This window comes from Pseudomonas sp. StFLB209, assembly GCF_000829415.1.
Lineage (GTDB): Bacteria > Pseudomonadota > Gammaproteobacteria > Pseudomonadales > Pseudomonadaceae > Aquipseudomonas.
Window position 1 is genome coordinate 1,569,758 of sequence record NZ_AP014637.1, and the last position, 14,255, is coordinate 1,584,012.

At 60.8% G+C, this 14,255-nt stretch carries 18 protein-coding genes and 1 other RNA gene; 9 read left to right on the plus strand and 10 right to left on the minus strand.

What is annotated here, in order from left to right:
* Positions 1-4: 4 nt before the first annotated feature.
* Positions 5-448, plus strand: a complete 444-nt coding sequence (locus PSCI_RS07280) for an NfeD family protein (RefSeq protein WP_045484745.1) — start codon at positions 5-7, stop codon at positions 446-448.
* 122 nt (positions 449-570) lie between these two features.
* Positions 571-891, plus strand: coding sequence for a DUF2388 domain-containing protein (locus tag PSCI_RS07285; protein WP_045493968.1), 321 nt, complete (start codon positions 571-573; stop codon positions 889-891).
* Positions 892-956: 65 nt separating this feature from the next.
* Here the strand turns inward: PSCI_RS07285 and gcvH are convergent, their stop codons facing one another.
* The 8 genes from gcvH to PSCI_RS07325 all read right to left on the minus strand — a co-directional run bounded on the left by gcvH (position 957) and on the right by PSCI_RS07325 (position 9,921).
* A complete protein-coding gene (gene gcvH / locus PSCI_RS07290; protein ID WP_045484748.1) occupies positions 957-1,343 on the minus strand; it encodes a glycine cleavage system protein GcvH in 387 nt (128 codons plus the stop codon).
* 45 nt (positions 1,344-1,388) lie between these two features.
* Positions 1,389-2,471, minus strand: coding sequence for a glycine cleavage system aminomethyltransferase GcvT (gene gcvT, locus PSCI_RS07295; protein WP_045484751.1), 1,083 nt, complete (start codon positions 2,469-2,471; stop codon positions 1,389-1,391).
* Between the two features lie 210 nt (positions 2,472-2,681).
* Positions 2,682-4,298, minus strand: coding sequence for an ABC transporter permease (locus tag PSCI_RS07300; RefSeq protein WP_045484754.1), 1,617 nt, complete (start codon positions 4,296-4,298; stop codon positions 2,682-2,684).
* 95 nt (positions 4,299-4,393) lie between these two features.
* Complete coding sequence (locus PSCI_RS07305; RefSeq protein ID WP_045493971.1) at positions 4,394-5,395, minus strand: extracellular solute-binding protein; 1,002 nt, start codon at positions 5,393-5,395, stop codon at positions 4,394-4,396.
* Positions 5,396-5,513: 118 nt separating this feature from the next.
* Entirely contained in the window at positions 5,514-6,734 is a 1,221-nt protein-coding gene (locus tag PSCI_RS07310; protein WP_045484757.1) for a 2-octaprenyl-3-methyl-6-methoxy-1,4-benzoquinol hydroxylase, read from the minus strand.
* Positions 6,735-6,771: 37 nt separating this feature from the next.
* Entirely contained in the window at positions 6,772-7,959 is a 1,188-nt protein-coding gene (gene ubiH, locus PSCI_RS07315; RefSeq protein WP_045484760.1) for a 2-octaprenyl-6-methoxyphenyl hydroxylase, read from the minus strand.
* Positions 7,956-9,290 carry a Xaa-Pro aminopeptidase gene (pepP, locus tag PSCI_RS07320; protein ID WP_045484762.1) on the minus strand — a complete coding sequence of 445 codons (1,335 nt, stop codon included), beginning with the start codon at positions 9,288-9,290 and terminating at the stop codon, positions 7,956-7,958. The genes ubiH and pepP overlap by 4 nt, the downstream gene beginning before the upstream one ends.
* 70 nt (positions 9,291-9,360) lie before the next feature.
* Positions 9,361-9,921 carry a YecA/YgfB family protein gene (locus tag PSCI_RS07325; protein ID WP_045484765.1) on the minus strand — a complete coding sequence of 187 codons (561 nt, stop codon included), beginning with the start codon at positions 9,919-9,921 and terminating at the stop codon, positions 9,361-9,363.
* A 173-nt stretch (positions 9,922-10,094) separates the two neighbouring features.
* Here PSCI_RS07325 and PSCI_RS07330 point away from each other — a divergent pair, with 173 nt between their 5' ends.
* The 4 genes from PSCI_RS07330 (at position 10,095) to PSCI_RS07340 (ending at position 11,517) form a co-directional block, all read left to right on the plus strand.
* Positions 10,095-10,304 (plus strand): TIGR02449 family protein, encoded by a 210-nt coding sequence (locus PSCI_RS07330; RefSeq protein WP_045484768.1) that lies wholly within the window; start codon positions 10,095-10,097, stop codon positions 10,302-10,304.
* Positions 10,301-10,630 carry a cell division protein ZapA gene (locus PSCI_RS07335; RefSeq protein WP_045484771.1) on the plus strand — a complete coding sequence of 110 codons (330 nt, stop codon included), beginning with the start codon at positions 10,301-10,303 and terminating at the stop codon, positions 10,628-10,630. The genes PSCI_RS07330 and PSCI_RS07335 overlap by 4 nt, the downstream gene beginning before the upstream one ends.
* A gap of 30 nt (positions 10,631-10,660) precedes the next feature.
* Positions 10,661-10,838: non-coding RNA, 6S RNA (gene ssrS / locus PSCI_RS28460), on the plus strand.
* 76 nt (positions 10,839-10,914) lie between these two features.
* Complete coding sequence (locus PSCI_RS07340; protein WP_045484774.1) at positions 10,915-11,517, plus strand: 5-formyltetrahydrofolate cyclo-ligase; 603 nt, start codon at positions 10,915-10,917, stop codon at positions 11,515-11,517.
* Positions 11,518-11,526: 9 nt separating this feature from the next.
* On the opposite strand, the gene PSCI_RS29515 is transcribed toward PSCI_RS07340, so the two are convergent.
* Positions 11,527-11,682, minus strand: a complete 156-nt coding sequence (locus PSCI_RS29515) for a hypothetical protein (RefSeq protein ID WP_144403210.1) — start codon at positions 11,680-11,682, stop codon at positions 11,527-11,529.
* A gap of 182 nt (positions 11,683-11,864) precedes the next feature.
* On the opposite strand from PSCI_RS29515, the gene PSCI_RS07345 reads away from it, so the two are divergent.
* Complete coding sequence (locus PSCI_RS07345) at positions 11,865-12,314, plus strand: EVE domain-containing protein (protein WP_045484777.1); 450 nt, start codon at positions 11,865-11,867, stop codon at positions 12,312-12,314.
* Here PSCI_RS07345 and PSCI_RS07350 read toward each other — a convergent pair whose 3' ends face one another.
* Positions 12,315-12,725, minus strand: a complete 411-nt coding sequence (locus PSCI_RS07350) for a flagellar basal body-associated protein FliL (RefSeq protein ID WP_045484780.1) — start codon at positions 12,723-12,725, stop codon at positions 12,315-12,317.
* A gap of 469 nt (positions 12,726-13,194) precedes the next feature.
* On the opposite strand from PSCI_RS07350, the gene PSCI_RS28465 reads away from it, so the two are divergent.
* Together PSCI_RS28465 and PSCI_RS07360 are read left to right on the plus strand one after the other, a co-directional pair.
* Positions 13,195-13,926, plus strand: a complete 732-nt coding sequence (locus PSCI_RS28465) for an S-type pyocin domain-containing protein (protein WP_231906572.1) — start codon at positions 13,195-13,197, stop codon at positions 13,924-13,926.
* Positions 13,916-14,194 (plus strand): bacteriocin immunity protein, encoded by a 279-nt coding sequence (locus PSCI_RS07360; protein ID WP_045484786.1) that lies wholly within the window; start codon positions 13,916-13,918, stop codon positions 14,192-14,194. The genes PSCI_RS28465 and PSCI_RS07360 overlap by 11 nt, the downstream gene beginning before the upstream one ends.
* Positions 14,195-14,255 lie beyond the last annotated feature (61 nt).

Sequence of the window (14,255 nt, forward strand, 5' to 3'; positions counted from 1 at the left end):
CGTCATGAACTGGCTGTATGAGCTGTCGTACTGGGACTGGCTGGCGCTGGGCACGGCGCTGCTGATCCTGGAAATATTCGGTGCAGGTGGCTATCTGCTGTGGATCGGCATCGCCGCAGCGGCGGTCGGCATCCTGACGTTCATCATGCCAGAGCTGGGCTGGAGCTTGCAGTTGCTGTTGTTCGCTGTATTTGCGGTGCTGACAGCGGTGTACTGGTGGTACCGGCAGCGCAGTGCCGTCCGCCCGTCAGATCAGCCAGGGTTGAACATGCGTGGTCAGGAGCTGATCGGTCATGCGTTTGTCGTGCAACAGGCGATTGTCGACGGGCGTGGCAAGATCAAGGTCGGTGACAGCGTATGGATCGTGGTAGGCCCGGATGCTCCGGCCGGCAGCCGGGTCAAAGTGGTGAGCCAGGACGGCGCGGTGCTGCGCGTTGAGCTGGCCTAGGTAGCCGTTTGACTGCAAACACCGCTGGCCTGGCGCAGGGGCGAAAGCAGGCTTATGGAACTTGACGAGTGTTTCGGATCTCCAAGTTACTCGAAATTCCATTTTCACTGGAGTACCTCACCATGCGTCTGAAGCTTGCTGTCGCCACTTGTGCTCTGCTCTCCCTGCCCGTCGGTTCGGCCATGGCCGATGCCGGTTTCTGGCGGGATGTCATTTCTTCCGGGGCCACCACCGGCTCCACTTATCTGACGTTCAAAGACCATAAGCTGGTTGCCGCTGCCCAGGACGATGCCGGCAGCTTCGTCGCCAGCGAAGGCGGTATCCGTGGCCCCTATCTGGAAGCGGCCATTGCCCAGGTTCGCCAGGATAATCCAGGCCTGCAGGCCAACGACATGGAACTGGCCAACGCCATCCTTGCGCGTAATGCCGTGGCCCAGGAATAACCACGGCCAGGCCGCAATAAAAAATGCCGCTCACAAGAGCGGCATTTTTATTCCAACGAGCAGGCTTATTCGCCCGTCAGTGCCTTGTAGGCATCAGCATCAAGCAACTTGGCCAGGTCGGCCTCAGCGTTCGATGGCTTGAGTTTGAAGATCCATGCCTGGTAAGGCTCTTCGTTGAGCGACTCGGGACTGTCGGCCAGTTCTTCGTTGACTGCAATCACTTCGCCAGCCACCGGCGCGTAGATGTCCGATGCGGCCTTGACCGACTCCACCACGCCTGCGGCATCACCGGCGGCGAATACTTTGCCCACTTCCGCCAGTTCGACGAATACCACGTCGCCCAGAGCCTGCTGCGCGTGATCGGAGATGCCCACGGTTACCGTGCCGTCAGCTTCCAGACGGGCCCACTCATGGCTTTCGGCGTAACGCAGATCGGCGGGAAAATTGCTCATTTGCTTATCCTCAAAATCATCAGGTCGGCGGTAGTCCGCATAAAATTAGATCAACACTTTGCCATGACGCACGAAGTTTGGCTGCACTACGCGCACCGGATACCACTTGCCACGGATTTCCACTTCGGCCCGGTCGGCCGTGCCGATGGGCACCCGCGCCAGAGCGATGGACTTGCTTAGCGTAGGAGAAAAACTGCCACTGGTGATCTCGCCATCGCCGATTTCGGCTACGCGCACGACCTGATGGGCACGCAGCACGCCGCGCTCTTCCAGCACCAGCCCCACCAGCCTGGAGTTGACGCCACGGGCGCGCTCGGCCTCCAAGGCGCTGCGGCCAATGAAATCACGATCAGCGGGCTGCCAGGCAACGCTCCACGCCATGTTCGCCACCAAAGGCGACACACTCTCGTCGATATCCTGGCCATACAGGTTCATGCCGGCTTCCAGCCGCAGGGTGTCGCGCGCGCCCAGGCCGATGGGAGAAATGCCCGCGCCGACCAGATCGTTGAAAAAGGCCGGCGCCTGCTCGGCGGGCAAGATGATCTCCAGGCCATCCTCACCGGTGTAACCGGTGCGGGCGATGAACCAGTCGTGCTCATCATGGCCTTCGAACGGCTTGAGGCTGCGGATCAGTTCGGCGCGTGCGCTGGACACCAGTTCAGCGATACGCTTGCGGGCCTGCGGCCCCTGAATGGCGAGCATCGACAGCTCCGGGCGCTCTACCAGCTCGACATCGAAACCGGTTAGCCGCGAACGCATCCAGGCCAGGTCTTTGGCGCCGGTGGCAGCGTTGACCACCAGACGGTAACCGCGCGGAGTGAGGTAGACGACCATGTCGTCGATGATTCCGCCGTTGTCATCGAGCATCGCACTGTACAGCGCGCGCCCCGGCTCTTGTAAACGACCAACATCGTTGGCCAGCAGATAACGCAGCCAGGCCTTGGCCTGACTGCCGATGACATCGATCACGCGCATGTGCGAAACGTCGAAAACGCCGCATTCGCGGCGCACCTGATGGTGCTCCTCGACCTGTGATCCGTAATGCAATGGCATGTCCCAACCACCAAAATCGACCATCTTCGCGCCAAGTGCGAGGTGCAGGTCAAACAGGGGGGTACGCTGTCCCATGGGTGTCTCCTTCCGGGCGTGGCGAAGATACAGGCCAGGCTTGGGCCGACGGGTCCCCCAATGACTCGGGGTTTACCGCAAATGAAAACCCGTGATGCCAACCCGGCCTGCATCGATTGCGGCGCATTGTAGCCGTATGAGCGGTGGCCCGCACCCGATGTGCAGTACCGGAAACATCGAGTGTCATTTCATCTGGCCACCAGCTCAAGCCTAGCCGATCTGCCGTGCCGAGCGCCGAATCAGGCCAATCACCGGCAACAGACCGACCAGCACGAGCGTCAGTGCGGGCAATGCAGCACGAGCCCATTCGCCTTCGCTGGTCATTTCGAAGATGCGCACCGCCAGGGTGTCCCAGCCGAATGGGCGCATCAGCAAAGTGGCCGGCATTTCCTTGAGCACATCGACGAACACCAGCAGCGCCGCACTCAAGGCCCCCGGCACCAGCAATGGCAGATACACCTTGAAAAACAGCCGTGGCCCACTGGCGCCCAGGCTGCGCGCCGCTTCAGGCAACGACGGACGGATCCGCGCCAGGCTGTTTTCCAGCGGTCCGTAAGCCACGGCAATGAAGCGCACCAGATAAGCCAGTAACAGGGCCGACAGGCTGCCCAGCAACAGTGGCTTACCGGCTCCGCCCAACCAGCCGGACAGCGGAATGACCAGGGCTTTGTCCAGATAGCTGAAGGCCAGCATGATCGACACCGCCAGTACCGAACCTGGCAAGGCATAACCGAGGTTGGCCAACCCCACCCCGGCATTGATCGCCGGGGTCGGTGCCTGACGCCGGGCAAAGGCCAGGATCAACGCAGCACTGACGGTAATCAACGCCGCCATGCTGCCCAGGTACAGGGTATGCAGCACCAGGCCGGTGTAGCGCTCATCCAGATCGAAACGGCCACGCTGCCAGACCCACACCACCAGTTGCAGCATCGGTACGGCGAACGCGCAGATGAACACCAGCAGGCACCAGCTGGTCGCGGCCAACGCCTTGCCACCACGCAGGTGATACAAGGCTTTGCCCCGTGGACGCTCGTTGGCGGCGCGATTGGCGCCGCGCAGGCGCCGTTCGCCGTACAGCACGACCATCACCGCCAGCAATAACAGGCTGGCCAGTTGAGCGGCACTGGAAAGGCTGAAGAAGCCGTACCAGGTCTTATAGATGGCGGTGGTGAAGGTGTCGAAGTTGAATACCGACACCGCACCAAAGTCAGCCAGGGTTTCCATCAGCGCCAAGGCAATACCGGCACCAATCGCCGGCCGCGCCATCGGCAAACCCACGCGCCAGAACGCCTGTAACGGCGACAGGCCCAACACCCGCGCCGCCTCCATCAGGCCTTTGCCCTGAGCCAGAAACGCCGTGCGCGCCAGCAAGTAAACGTAGGGGTAGAACACCAGCACCAGCACCAGGATCACACCGCCGGTGGAACGCACCCTGGGCAGGCGCACACCACTGCCGAACCATTCGCGCAGCAAGGTCTGCAAAGGCCCGGCAAAATCCAGCAGGCCGACAAACACGAAGGCCAGCACGTAAGCCGGAATCGCAAAGGGCAGCATCAAGGCCCAGTCGAGCCAGCGCCGCCCCGGAAACTCACAGAGGCTGGTCAGCCAGGCCAGGCTGACACCCAGCAAAGTCACGCCGACGCCGACCCCCAACACCAGGGTCAGGGTGTTGCCCAGCAGGCGGCTCATTTGGGTCTCAAGCAAGTGCGACCAGATCTCCCGGTCGATGCTCTCCCAAGACAGTAGCAATACGCTGAGGGGTAACAGCACCAGCGCGGCGATGACAAAAACCAGGGGATACCAGCGGCGTTGGGCAGGATGGGCCAAGGGGGAGTCTCGAAGCGGGAAGGAGGCTCATTCGCGGCTAAAGCCGCTCCTGGGTTGCAGGAGCGGCTTTAGCCGTGAACAGGGCAGGTATTAAATCAATTCCAGCCCACACGATCCATCATGCGAATGGCTTCGGCCTGGCGCTTGCCAGCCACTTCCACCGGGATGGTGTCGGCCTTGAACGAACCCCAACTGGCGACTTCTGCGCTTGGCGGCACGTTCGGGTTGGCCGGGAACTCCTGGTTGACCCCGGCGAAGATCGCCTGGGCTTCGGGGCCGGTCATCCATTCGACCAACGCTTTGGCGGCCTCTGGATGCGGCGCGTGTTTGGTCAGGCCGATGCCCGACAGGTTGACGTGCACGCCACGGTCGGCCTGGTTGGGCCAGAACAGCTTGACCGCCAGTTGCGGGTTCTGCGCGTGCAGACGACCGTAGTAGTAGGTGTTGACGATACCGGCATCGCATTGCCCGGCATTGATCGCTTCCAGCACCGCGATATCGTCAGAGAACACGTCAGTGGACAGGTTGTTGACCCAGCCCTTGAGCACTTTCTCGGCCGCTTCGGCACCGTGGGTCTCGATCAGCGTGGCGGTCAGCGACTGGTTATAGACCTTCTTGCCGGTGCGCAGGCACAGGCGGCCTTCCCAGTTCTTGTCAGCCAGTGCTTCGTAGGTGCTCAGCTCTTCGGGCTTGACCCGGTCGGTGGAGTAGGCAATGGTCCGCGCGCGCAGGCTCAAGCCGGTCCAGGCATGGGCCGAGGAGCGATACTGCGCAGGAATATTGGCGTCAATCACCGGCGTGCTGAAGGGTTGCAGAATGCCCATCTGCTCGGCTTGCCAGAGGTTGCCGGCGTCCACGGTCAGCAACAGGTCGGCCACGCCGTTCTCGCCTTCGGCCTTGATGCGCTGCATCAACGGCGCTTCCTTGTCGGTGATGAACTTGACATTGACGCCGGTCTTGGCGGTGTAGGCGTCGAAAACAGGCTTGATCAACTCATCGATCCGCGATGAATACACCACCACCTCGTCGGCCGCCTGGGCGGCACCGCCGAGCAGGGTCAGTGTCAGGGCAGCCATAAAACGCTTGCTTGCCTGCATGAAAAAAGCCTCTGGTTTCGAATACGAGGGCGAAATGGTAGTGAATCCCATTAAGCACCTCAATCGAACACCCTCCTGAGGAGTAACAGAATGTTACAGGGGTAGGTAATTGGCTGACTCAGATTTTCGCCAGTTCTGGCATTTCGCCTGACAGCCCTAAAGCCTCACGGACGAACAACGCCTTGACCTCAGGCAAATCGTTGACCACCTTCAAGCCGGTATTGCGCAGCCAGCGCAGCGGCAAAGGGTCGGCCTGGAACAACCGCTGGAAGCCTTCCATCGCTGCCATCAGGCTCAGATTGTGGGGCATGCGGCGCCGCTCGTAGCGGGCCAGCACACGCTCATCAGCGAGGTTCTCGCCACGCTCGACGGCATGCAACAGCACCTCGGCCAGCACCGCTGCATCCAGCAACCCCAGGTTCACACCCTGCCCGGCCAACGGGTGAATGGTATGCGCGGCATCGCCGATCAACGCCAGGCCACGGGATACATAACGCTTGGCATGACGCTGACGCAGCGGCACACACAGCCGCGGGTCGGTGCCCAGCACACTGCCCAGACGACCTTCAAAGGCCCGCTCCAGCTCGGCACAGAAGGTCGCGCTGTCCAGCGCCATCAGGCGCTCGGCCTCCAGCGGGGTCACCGACCAGACAATCGAACACCAGTGTTCGCCCTCACGCTGCAACGGCAGGAATGCCAGCGGGCCGTCATCGGTAAAGCGCTGCCAGGCCGTGCGGTGGTGAGACTCGGCGGTGCGCACGCTGGTGACAATGGCGTGGTGCAGGTAATCCCACTCACGGGTCGGCGTACCACTCAGGCGGCGGATGGCCGAATGTGCACCGTCAGCGCCCACGACCAGCGGCGCGCGCAACTGGCGGCCATCAGCCAGGGTCAGCAGCCAGTCATCGCCAGAGTGACGCAGCTGTTCCAGACGGGCTTCGCCCAACAGGCCGATGTCGCTGTCGTGCAGCCGCTCCAGCAAGGCATCCTGCACCACCCGGTTTTCGACGATATGCCCCAGTACGTCAGCGTGCACGCTGGAGGCACTGAAGTGAATCTGCCCGGTGCCGCTGCCATCCCAGACATGCATCTGCCCATAGGGGCTCAGGCGCCGGGCAACGATACCGTCCCAGGCGCCCAGGCGTTGCAGGATGCGCTGGCTGGCCGCTGAAAGCGCGCTGACCCGGGGTTCGAACGAGGCTTGCGGGTCGAAGGGTTTGACACTCAGCGAGCCACCATCGACCACCAGCACGTCCAGGCCGCTGCCTTGCAGCGCCAGGGCCAGGGCACTGCCGACCATGCCGGCTCCGACGATCAGCACATCCGCGCGGGTTTCCATGGTTCAGATCACTCTCGCTTGAATCTTGGGGTAAAGGTTACGCATCGGAGCGGGTTCCCAGGCCCATGGCCTGGCGGGCAAACCAGCGCTTGGCCGGCGGCAGCAGATCCAGACCCAACAGGCCCAGATTGCGCCCGGTAGTGACCACCGCACGGGTGCTGCCAAACAGCCGGGTGACCTTGTCGGAGAAACCGACGGTCAGTTGCTGATCCAGTTGCTGGTGCTCGCGGTAGCGTTGCAGCGTCGCCAGGTCACCGGGCGCCTGAGCGCTTTGCAGCAGGGTCTGGGCCAGGGCGTCGGCATCGCGCAATGACAGGTTGAAACCTTGCCCGGCAATCGGATGCAGGCTGTGCGCGGCGTTGCCCAGCACCACCAGATGCGAACGCACCTGCTCGTCGGCTTCGACCAGTGTCAGCGGGTACACATGCCGCGCGCCGACCTGACACAGCTTGCCCAGGCGATAGCCGAAGGCTTGCTGCAACTCGGCCAGAAAGCTGCGATCGTCGAGCGCGGCCAGGCGCCGGGCATCGTCACCGGTGCGGGTCCAGACCAGCGCACAGCGGTTTTCCGGCAGCGGCAGCAAGGCCATGGGGCCTTGCTCGGTGAACCGCTCGAACGCCTGCCCGCAATGTGCTTCGCCGGGGGTGATGTTGGCGATCAGCGCCGTCTGCCCGTACGGCCGCTGACGGACGCTGATGCCCAGTTGCTCGCGCAGGCTGGAACGCCCGCCATCGGCCAGCACGGCCAGGTCGCATTCGAGTTCGGATTCGTCACTCAGGGCCAACCGAAAGCCCTGGTCGATCGCCTGCATCTTCTGCACTTCAGCAGGTACGCGCCAGCTGACCACCTCACGGTCCAGCGCCTGCCACAGGCACTGGCCCAGCCAGGCGTTTTCGGCCACGTAACCGAGTGCCGGAACACCCTCTTCGAGGGCCGACAACCGCGTAGCGCCGAAACGCCCACGGTCGGAGACCTGGATCTGCAGGATCGGCTCGGCACGTCGGGCAATCTCTTGCCACACGCCCAGCCGCTCATAGATGCGCCGGGCGCCAAACGATAAGGCTGACGAGCGTGCATCATAGCTTGGCTGAAAGGTGTCACCCGGCGCGAACGGCTCGATCAGGACGATCTTCCAGCCGCGCTCGCGGGCGCCTGCCTGCAGGGCCAGGGCCAGGCTCGCACCGACCAGCCCGCCGCCGACGATGGCCAGATTGAAACGGCTCATGCCGCCACCGCTCTGGCAGCGGCCATCAGTGCCTCGATCTCGGCCACGGTTCTGGGCACATCACCGGTAAGGATTTCACAGCCCTGCCGGGTCACCACCACATCGTCTTCGATTCGCACGCCGATCCCTCGCCATTTCTTCGCCACGTTCTTGTTGTCCGCTGCGATATAGATTCCCGGTTCAACGGTCAGTGCCATGCCCACTTCGAGTACCCGCCATTCGCCGCCGACCTTGTAGTCGCCGACATCATGCACATCCATGCCCAGCCAGTGACCGGCGCGGTGCATGTAGAACGCCTTGTAGGCGCCATCCTCGATCAGTTGCCCGACATCGCCCTGCAGCAAGCCCAGCTCCACCAGCCCGGCGGTGATGACCTGCACCGTAGCCTCATGGGCCTGGTTCCAGTGTTTGCCCGGACCAATGGCATCGAAAGCCGCCTGCTGGGCCTTGAGCACCAATTCATAAATCGCTTTCTGCTCTGCGCTGAACACACCGCTGACCGGAAAGGTCCGGGTGATGTCACTGGCATAGCAGTCGATCTCGCAACCGGCATCGATCAGCACCAGATCGCCGTTTTTCAGCGGCGCGCTGTTTTCCTGGTAGTGCAGGATGCAGGCGTTGCGTCCAGACGCGACAATCGAACCATAGGCCGGCATCCGCGCACCGCCCTTGCGAAACTCGTACTCAAGCTCCGCTTCCAGGCTGAACTCGTACAATCCGGCCTGCGCAGCCTGCATCGCTCGGACATGGGCACGGGCCGAGACCTGCGCCGCGTAGCGCATGACTTTGACCTCGGCTGCCGATTTATACAGGCGCATGTCATGCAGCAGGTGATCCAGGGCAACGAATTCGTTGGGCGGCTGGGCGCCGAGATGCGCCTTGGAACGGATGCTGTTGATCCACTCCATCAGGTGACGGTCGAACTCGGCATTGCTGCCCATCGCCGAATACACCCGGTCGCGGCCTTCGATCAGCCCCGGCAGGATGTCGTCGATGTCATTGATCGGAAAAGCGTCATCCGCGCCGTAATCACGAATCGCCCCTTCCTGCCCGGCACGCAGCCCGTCCCACAGCTCTCGTTCGGGGTTGCGCTCGCGGCAGAACAGCACGTACTCACCGTACTCACGGCCTGGTATCAGCACCACCACCGCTTCGGGCTCAGGAAAGCCGCTCAGGTACTGAAAGTCGCTGTCCTGGCGATACACATGCTCAACATCGCGATTGCGGATCACCACGGCTGCGGCGGGCAGGATGGCGATGCTGTTGGGCTCCATCTGCTCCATCAGAGCCTTGCGGCGCCGGGCATATTCGGATTTCGGGATGTGGATCATCGGCAAGGGGCATCTCCCGGTGAGGCGTGCCGGCCGCAGCATTGGCGGCGGCGGCAGCGCAGAGTGGGAATCAGTGCAGGGACGGCTTGGGCTGCGACTGGGCAGCGTCTGTTTTGACGCACTCGGAGAACAGCAGCAGCGGCGCCACACGCAGGTATTCCATGACTTCCATGTAGTCGCTTTCGCCGTCTTCGGACTCTTCCAGCGCGTCCTGGACCTGAGCGATGGCCGCCAGGTCCTGCAGCACCTCAGTGGCCTCGATGCTCAGAACCCGCTCGCCAGCTGCCAGGCCAAAGCCCGACAGGAAACCCTGGCACCACTGACCCAGAGCGCCGGCACGTTCGGCCAGCGGTTCATCGTCGCCCGGCAGCAACAGCACAACGGTCATGTCTTCGCCGCTCAGTTCGCCCTTGACCATTTCCTGCAGGCCAATCAGCGCCTGGCGCACGTTGTCTTGCGGCTCGGTCTCCAGCAGTATCGAAGCATCGGCAAACCAGCCTTCGCTGTCAAAACCGGCGCCGGCGCAACTGCGGCCCAATAACAGGCCATGCAGCTCGGCAGGAGAAACCGGATGACCGGCGCTGCTCAACAAGGTGGCGAAAGCTTTGTACGGAGAATTTGTCGTGGGCATGGGTAGCTGGTCGCCAAACGGCGCAATGTCTAGAATGAAGGCCTTGTATCGTAGGGGCTGTTAGCGTTTGAGCACAAGCTGAAAGCCCCAAAGTATCCAAGTGACAGGTTTGTCGACCCGGCGCTCCCGCCCCTGAGCCGCGCCGCTCATCAGAAAGTAATCAGTAGGGACCCATGACAGACGCCGACCTGCAAGCACTGATGAACCGGCTGGAGCTGTTGCTCGAACGTGTCGAGCAACTAAAAGGCCAAAATGCGTTCCTATTAGCTCAGGAGAAGACCTGGCGCGAGGAACGCGCCCACCTCATCGAAAAGAACGAAATCGCCCGGCAGAAGGTCGAGTCACTGATTTCGCGCCTCAAGGCCCTGGAGCAAGACTCATGAGCAACGGCAACAGCGTCACTGTCCAAATCCTCGATAAGGAATATTCGATCATCTGCCCTCAGGAAGAGCGCACCAACCTGATCGGCGCCGCCCGCTACCTGGACGGCAAAATGCGCGAAATCCGCAGCAGCGGCAAGGTGATCGGCGCTGACCGCATCGCAGTGATGGCGGCCCTCAATATCACCCATGACCTGCTGCACAAGCAGAATTTGCCCGACCTGCAGGTCAATGGCTCGACCCGTGAACAGGTCCGTGACCTGCTCGAGCGCGTTGACCTGGCCCTCGCCAACGACGCACCGGCCACAGCCGATTCGTCACGGAGCTGAATATTTCGTAACGTTTCTGTATACTTGCGCCGCTCCCTGAAGTGTTTGCCAGTCGGTCATGTCCCTGAGCCGATACGCACAACCACGGGGGTTGCACGTGGGGTTGGTGTGCATGTCCGCTCGACGGAAAGCCTTAAAACCCCCTGTAATCTCCACCTTGAACTTTCGGGTTCAAGGGCTACACCGACAGCGGCTCGTTGGGGAGTCCCATTTTCTGCCATGGCTACCAAAGCGATGGTTTGCCTTCCTCGTGCCTGGGGATCTGCCTGCATGACGTCCCGTTCATGACCAGCGCCACAGCGCTGACCCGCCCGCAGTTACGCCGCCAGTTGCGCAAAGCGCGCCGCGCCCTGAGCCGCAGCCAGCAACGCGAAGCGGCGCGCAATCTGTATCGGCAACTGGCCCAGCATCCGCTGTTTCGCCGCGCCCGACACATCTCGCTGTATCTGGCCAATGACGGAGAAATCGACCCTCGCTACCTGCTGCAGGCCGCCCAGCGCCGTGGCAAGGCCACTTACCTGCCGGTACTCGATGCCTGGCCGCGAACCAAAATGGTCTTCCAGCGCGTGCGTCGCGGCGAGGCGTTCAAGCCCAACCGTTTCCGCATTCCCGAGCCGCGCATCAATCGCGCGAAACAACGCCGGATCTGGGCGCTTGACCTGATCCTGATGCCGCTGGTGGGGTTCGATGAACACGGTGGACGGCTGGGCATGGGCGGCGGCTTCTATGACCGCAGCCTGGCCTACCGCAGCCGCCGCCAGACCTGGCGCAAGCCGACGCTGCTGGGCCTGGCCCATGAATGTCAGAAAGTCGAGCGGCTGGCACTGGCCAGTTGGGACATCCCGCTGCTGGGGACGGTGTCGGACAAGCGCTGGTATCTGGCGTGAGCGGAAGGGTCAGTTGTTGCGACCCGGCACCTTCTGCTTCTGCTGGGTAATTTCTACAGGCGCATCAGGCTTGCTGGCCCAGAGACTTTGCGCGTAGCCGGTGGTGACAATACCCAAGCCGAAGACGATGACGAGAATCCAGAGAAGATCCGGCTTGCGTTTCATTGATTGCCCTCCTGCAGCGAATCAATACGTTGTCAGCAACGGGTACAGAACGGCCGTGCAACAGCGGTGACGAAAAAAGGTGCGGCATTTTGCGATAACGTGAACGAGTACGCAAATCCTGACGTCAACCGGCTGTCGGTTTTGTGATCACCTTGTTTTTCTTTGTAACAGGAGTATGCAACGTGGCCTATTGGCTGATGAAGTCCGAGCCCGACGAGTTCTCGATCAGCGACCTGCAGCGCCTGGGCACGGCGCGCTGGGACGGGGTACGCAACTACCAGGCACGCAACTTCCTGCGCGCCATGGCCGAGGGCGACTCATTCTTTTTCTACCATTCCAGTTGCCCGCAACCGGGCATTGCCGGGATCGGCACCATCACCCGCACAGCCTACCCGGACCCAACGGCGCTGGACCCGGACAGCCACTACTTCGATGCCAAGGCCAATGCGGACAAGAATCCGTGGAGCGCTATCGAAGTGAGCTTCGAAGCGATCTTCCCGAACGTGTTGGGGCTGGACTTTCTCAAACAGCAAAGCGCGCTGGAACAGCTGCCTCTGGTACAGAAAGGCAGCCGCCTGTCGGTGATGCCAGTGACCGCCGAGCAGTGGGCGGCGATCCTGGCCTTGCGCTGATTACTGGGCGATCAGGTTGTTGAACAGCAGGTCTTCCACGATCGGCTTGCCCTCTTCGGTGGTCAGCACCTGCTGGACCTGCTTGAGGGCTTCCTGGCGCAGCGCCTCCTTGGCCTCGGCCGAACTCATGCTCTCGACCGTCTGCTGCGAGAACAGCGCCACCAGCTGGTTGCGGATCAAGGCGTCATTGCGCTTGACCGCAGTCTGCGCATCGGCGCCGGTAACCCGCACGGCAATATCGGCCTTGTAAACGCGCAGCTTCGGACCGCCATCGAGCGCGTAATTGCCCACAAAGGGCGGCGCCAGGCTCACATAAGCCGGCTTGGGCGCGGCATCTTCTTCCTTCTTCTCTTCAGCCTGCGCCAAGGCGGGCAGCGACAGAGCCAGCAACATCAAGATCCACGCTTTCACAATCCACTCCTTCAATTCGTGTGCACCGGGATTGTCCGGCAACTTTCCTGTGGAGGAAAGCGGCGACGGCCTCCGGCTGACAGCCTCTCACCGACAGGCCAGTGACCTGAACAGCGCTTGTGCAGAGCATATCGGCCGCTGAGAGAAAAGGAATAGCCCCCAGAGCCTGGTGGTGTCGGCGAAGGCGTCATGCCCGCCGCCAACATAGCAACGGCCTGAACCTGTTCAGCGGCTGAATAGGAGTCCTGGCGGCAGGGTCAATTCGTCCTTTGGAAGGTAAGGGGCAACTTTTGATTATCGAGGCACGTGTCGTAGAACCGTCGTTAAAGTGCAGAAAAGGGCAACTTAAGCAAGAGCAATCAATAACCCAGGCACAGATAAAACAATCATTTACCACCCACACAATTAAGCCAAACAAAAAAGAAAAACAACAAACAATATAGACATATACCACCTCAACAACCTGAAAATAACCAACGATGGCGTAGCTGTCGGCACTAAAGTTCGTGTACGACATTTCACCTACAATGCCCAGAACAAGACCTACGAGTTCATTCGTGACGGCGACACCACACCGGCACTGGTGTGGACTCCAATAGAACAACCTGCAGACAGCTCCACAAGCTTTCCAGGCCAGAAACCATTACTGCCAGCCGACCCGGGCACTGATGTATCGCCACAGGAAGGCTGGCTCGAAGACCTGCCAGACTTCGCCAATAACGATCCTGATGACTACATCCTCGTCTTTCCGCCAGGCTCCGGGCTGCCTGACACATATATTCTTTTCAAGGATCCACGAGATATTCCAGGAACGGCAACAGGCTATGGCAAGCCTGTGACAGGAGTCTGGTTGGGCGAAACTACACGCGGACGCGGAGTACCCATTCCGGAGCATATCGCTGACCAACTGAGAGGAAGAAATTTTTCAAGCTTCCGCAAATTCAGAGAGGCGTTATGGGCGGCAATAGCCAACGATCCCGATCTACAAAAACAATTCACAGGACAAAACAAGCTGGAAATGAGCCAGGGACGCGCCCCTTACGCCAGAGCGGAAGACCAAGCAGGAGACAATAAAAAATTTGAAGTACATCACCCGCATGAAATTGCTCATGGCGGCGCGGTATATGACATAGACAACATGCTTATCATGACGCCAAGACGACACATAGAGCACCATCAAAGGAAAGCAAATGAAAACTAAATTTGAAGACTATACAGAAAACGAATTTCTTGATTTTCTTAAAGACTTTTGCTCCATTCCAGAAAACATTACGAATGAAGAGTTCGAGCGCCGCAGAGCAAAAATGCTCAAGCATTTTGAGGAAGTAACCGAGCACCCTGCCAGATCCGACGTAATTTTCTATCCAGAAGCGGATCAGGAAGACAGCCCAGAGGGCATGCTCAAAACCGTCAAGGAATGGCGTGAGAAGAACGGAAAGCCGGGCTTCAAGTCAGCTGATAACAATTAACTTTTAAAGAAACCTAGGCGACTGAATGTAATTCTTCCGCCGCCTTTACCCATAACAATGT